This window comes from Micromonospora globispora (genome assembly GCF_003857015.1).
Taxonomy (GTDB): domain Bacteria; phylum Actinomycetota; class Actinomycetes; order Mycobacteriales; family Micromonosporaceae; genus Micromonospora; species Micromonospora globispora.
In genome coordinates this window covers 1-4,530 of the sequence record NZ_QGGF01000418.1, presented here as the reverse complement: position 1 = coordinate 4,530, position 4,530 = coordinate 1, and the positions used below count along the sequence as shown (strand labels likewise).

At 74.2% G+C, this 4,530-nt stretch carries 5 protein-coding genes; all 5 read left to right on the top strand.

All coding sequences use genetic code 11. The features are described from left to right. Positions 1–33 precede the first annotated feature (33 nt). Positions 34–1,086: a DUF58 domain-containing protein gene (locus DKL51_RS22610; RefSeq protein ID WP_109943540.1), complete on the top strand. Its 1,053-nt coding sequence runs from the start codon at positions 34–36 to the stop codon at positions 1,084–1,086. Beyond that, positions 1,083–2,042, top strand: coding sequence for a VWA domain-containing protein (locus DKL51_RS22605; protein ID WP_109943541.1), 960 nt, complete (start codon positions 1,083–1,085; stop codon positions 2,040–2,042). Before DKL51_RS22610 ends, DKL51_RS22605 begins: the two co-directional genes overlap by 4 nt. 50 nt (positions 2,043–2,092) lie before the next feature. Then, positions 2,093–2,956, top strand: a complete 864-nt coding sequence (locus DKL51_RS22600; protein ID WP_109943542.1) for a S1C family serine protease — start codon at positions 2,093–2,095, stop codon at positions 2,954–2,956. A 125-nt stretch (positions 2,957–3,081) separates the two neighbouring features. After that, a complete protein-coding gene (locus tag DKL51_RS22595; RefSeq protein WP_109964345.1) occupies positions 3,082–3,384 on the top strand; it encodes a hypothetical protein in 303 nt (100 codons plus the stop codon). Positions 3,385–3,421: 37 nt separating this feature from the next. Then, positions 3,422–4,530, top strand: a 1,109-nt coding sequence (locus DKL51_RS22590; RefSeq protein WP_148097828.1) for an RNA-guided endonuclease TnpB family protein, incomplete at its 3' end; no start/stop codon positions are given.

The following is a 4,530-nucleotide window of genomic DNA, read 5'->3' as shown; positions in this document are numbered from 1 at the left end:
GGACGGCGGGGCGGCGCCCGATCTGGCGGCGGCATGAGGCGCCGCCCCGCCGTCCCCCCACGGCCGGCCGATCCGGGCCTTGCCGACCTCGCCCCCGACCAGCGGCTGCGCCGGTTGGAGCTGACCGTCACCCGCCGGCTCGACGGGCTGCTGCACGGGCAGCACCGCGGCCTGCTGCCCGGCCCGGGCAGCGAGATCGCCGGCAGTCGGGAGTACCGCCCCGGGGAGGACGAGGTCCGCCGGATGGACTGGGCGGTGACCGCCCGGACCACCGTCCCGCACGTCCGCGAGGTCGACGCGGACCGGGAGCTGACCACCTGGCTGCTGGTCGACGCCAGCCCCAGCATGGAGTACGGCACCGCCACGCTGGACAAGCGGGAACTCGCCGTCGCCGCGGTCGCCGCCGTCGGCTTCCTCACCGCCGGGGTCGGCAACCGCCTCGGCGCGCAGATCCTCGGCCCGACCGGTCTGCGCCGCTTCCCGGCCCGCAGCGGGCGTACCCATCTGCTGGGGCTGCTCCGCGCGCTACTGGCCGCCCCGCGCACCGGCGGCTACGACGTGGCGACCGCACCGGGTCGACAACCCCAGCCCGGCGCCCAGGGACCTGGAGCCGTCGTTGCCCCGCCGGCGCTGACCGACGGGCTGGCCGGGGTGCAGCGGGTGGCCCACCGGCGCGGCCTGGTCGTGGTGGTCTCCGACTTCCTCGACGACCTGCCCGACGACCCGGACGGCGCGCCGCCCTGGGAGCCGATCCTGCGCCGGCTCGCCGTTCGGCACCAGGTGCTCGCGGTCGAGGTGACCGATCCGCGCGAGCTGGAGCTGCCGGACGTCGGCCTGATCACCCTGGTCGACCCGGAGACCGGTCGGCGGCGCGAGGTGTGGACCGGCGACCGGGCGCTGCGGGAGCGGTACGCCGCGGCCGCCGCCGCCCAGCGTGACCAGGTACGCCGGGCGCTGCGCCGGTCCGGGGCGACCCATCTGGCGCTGCGTACCGACCGGGACTGGAGCGCCGACATCGTCCGGCACGTGCACGCCCAGCGCCGGCTCGCCGCCGCGCCCGCCGCGGCCCGGGGAGGTGCCGCGTGACCTGGCAGTCGCCCGCCCGGCTCTGGCTGCTGCTCGGCGTGCTGGCCCTCGCCGTCGGCTACCTGGTGATGCAGCGCCGGCAGAGCCGGTACGCCGTCCGCTTCACCAACCTGCGGCTGCTGGACCGGGTGGCGCCGCACCGGCCCGCCTGGCGTCGGCAGGTGCCGGCCGGGCTCTTCCTGGCCATGCTGGCGCTGCTGGTGGTCGGCTTCGCCCGGCCCAGCGCCGAGGTGCGGGTGCCGCGGGAGCGGGCCACCGTGATGGTCGCGGTGGACGTCTCCACCTCGATGCTCGCCACCGACGTCGACCCGGACAGGCTGACTGCCGCGAAGGAGGCCGCCCGGCGCTTCGTCGACGGACTGCCCGACGAGTTCAACGTCGGGCTGGTCGGGTTCGCCGGCAGCGCCGCCGTGCTGGTCCCGCCCGACACCGACCGGGAGGCGCTGCACGACGGGATCAAACGGCTCAACGAGGGGATCACCGGGGTGCAGGGCACCGCCATCGGCGAGGCGATCAGCACCTCGCTCGGGGCGGTGAAGAGCCTGGACGCCAAGGCGGCGAAGGACCCGCCGCCGGCCCGGATCATCGTGCTCTCCGACGGGGCGAACACCTCCGGCATGGACCCGATGGAGGCGGCCGCGCAGGCCGTCGCGGCCAAGGTGCCGGTGCACACCATCTCGTTCGGCACCCCGACCGGCTTCGTCGACCGCGGCGGACGGGCGATCCAGGTGCCGGTGGACGGGCAGACGCTCAAGGCGGTCGCCGACGAGACCGGTGGCCGCTTCCACGAGGCTTCGTCCAGCGCGGAACTGCGCGCCGTCTACGAGGACCTCGGCACCTCGGTCGGCTATCGCAAGGAACAGCAGGACATCTCTGCCCGCTTCATCGGCCTGGGGCTGGTCTTCGCCATGGGCGCCGCGGCGGGCTCACTGCGGTGGTTCTCCCGACTGCCCTGACCGGCGGCAACGAACACGTGATGACCGCACGAAACGTGAGGAGCACACGGATGGCAGCGCAGACCGGACTGGGCGAGCCACGCGGTCCCTGGTTCATCTCACCGGAGCTCGATCCGGACGGACGGGCGCGCTGGGACGTACCCGGATCGGGTCGGGACCCCGGGCGGCGGAGCCGGCACGGCCGGCTGCTGGCCGCGCTCGCGGTGGTGGCCCTCTCCTCGGTCTCCGGCGCGGCGGCCGGCGGCTGGGTGGCCGGCCAGGACGGCCACCCGGGGTCGAACGCGGCGTCCGCGGCGCCGGTCCCCGCCGAACTGGTCACCGCGGCGGAGAAGACCGTGCCGGGGGTGGTCTCGGTGATGGTCGGCGGCGCCTCCGGCTCCTCCGCCACCGGCTCCGGCTTCGCCATCGACGACCAGCAGCACATCATCACCAACGACCACATCCTGTCCCGGGGCGGCGGGGGACCGGTCACCGTGGAGATGCCCGACGGCCGGCAGTTCACCGCCGAGGTGGTGGGACGCGAGCCGAGCAGCGACCTCGCGGTGCTGAAGGTGCCGGCGTCGGCGGGCCTCTCCCCGCTGCCGTTGGCGAAGCCGAACTCCACCCGGGTCGGCGAGCCGGTGCTTGCGGTGGGTTCCCCGCTCGGCCTGGCCGGCACGGTGACCGCCGGTATCGTCAGCGCCCTCAACCGGCAGGTGCGGCTGGGCTCGGGCCGGCACACCGCGGTGCAGACCGACGCCTCCATCAACCCGGGAAATTCCGGCGGCCCGCTGGTCAACGCCCGGGGCGAGGTGGTCGGGGTGAACACCGCGATCGCCACCATCGACGGCAGCGGCTCGATCGGCATCGGCTTCGCCATCCCGATCGACCAGGTCCAGCAGACCGCCGACACCATCATCGGCCGGGGCGGCTGACCGCCCCGGCGGTTCCGGCCGCCGGGGCCGACCGACCACTCGGCCGGACCGGAAGAACTGTCGGATATCGAGCCGGGAACCATTGGGGCATGGAAATATCACGCTGAGTATGGATACTGGCGTGGGTGGAGCAAGCTGTCGTCGCGGCCCTCCTGCTGGTGGGCCTGTTCATCGGATGCGGGGTCGGTGCCGCGTACGCCCGCGCGCGGCGCGGCTGGACGGACTACAAGACCGCCCAGAAAACGGTTCCCGGTGCCCGGCGGACCGCCTGGATGGCGATCCGCGCGGTGATCACCAAGGTCGGGGTGATCGCGCTGCTGCTGTTCGGTGCGGCGGCGTACGCGGCGGTCGGGTCGGACCACGAGCGGGCGGATCCCGCACCCACGCCGACCGTGACCCCGGCCCCCAGCCACCGGGCCGGGCGCTAGTGCGGCGTCCACTAACGTTCGCCGGGTCGGCCGCCGGGTGAAACTGTCGTACGGGTGGTGTTGGCTTCGCCTCGTGCCTCGCCGTCGGGATCCTGCCGCGCCCCGGGTCGTGCATCGCACTGCGGGGGTCGCTCTGCGGTTGACGCCAGGTCAGCGGCGGCGGTGTTTCGGCCTGTTGCGTTCGGCCGGTGACGTGTGGGCATGCGTACTCGAGATCAACGCGTGGCGGCGCCGCCGCCGCGACGTGCCGCTGACCGGCTATCAGCAGTTGTGCCGGGAGTTGGCGGCCTCGGGGCCGGGCACGTTCGCCGGACTCGACACCACCGGCGCCCGGTCGGTGTTGCGCCGGTTCTCGGATGCGTGGTTCGCGGCGGCGAAACGCCGCCAAGCAGGCGACCTGTCGGCGCGGTTTCCGCGTCGGCGGCGAGGGTTGGTGCCGGTGCGCTGGTACCACGGCAAGTTCACCCTCGACGAGCGCCGAGTGTGGATTCCCACCGCCAAAGGCACCCCGCCGTTGTGGGTGCGTCTGGCGCGGGATCTGCCGTATCCGCTGGAGCAGGTCCGGTCGATCACCCTGCTGTGCGAGGGCGGCCGCCTGTTCCTCGACGTGACCGCCGAAGTTCCGGTGGCGGTGTATCCGCCGGGTGAGGAACCAGATCCTGCTCGGGTGGCCGGGGTGGACCTGGGCATCATCCACCCCTACGCATTAGCCGGCCCAGACGGCGATGGGCTGCTGGTGTCCGGGCGAGCGATCCGGGCCGAGCACCGCATGCACCTGGCCGACACCAAAGCCCGCCGCCGCGCAGTCTCACGCCGGGCACCCGGCAGGGGTGGGCGGGGTTCGCGGCGCTGGCGGAAGTACCGCCGCCGCGCGCGCCAGGTCGAGGGTCGGCATCGCCGGCGGGTGCGCCAGGCCCAGCACGAAGCCGCCCGCACCGTGATCTCCTGGGCGGTTCGGCAGCGTGTCGGCCTGCTGCACGTCGGCGACCCGCGTGGCGTGCTCGACATTGCGGCGGGGCGGCGGCACAACCTGCGACTGCGGCATTGGCAGATCGGCCGCCTCCTGCAGGTCCTCACCGACAAGGCCACCCTCGCCGGGATCACCGTCTGGCTCGTGAACGAGCGCGGCACCTCCTCCACCTGCCC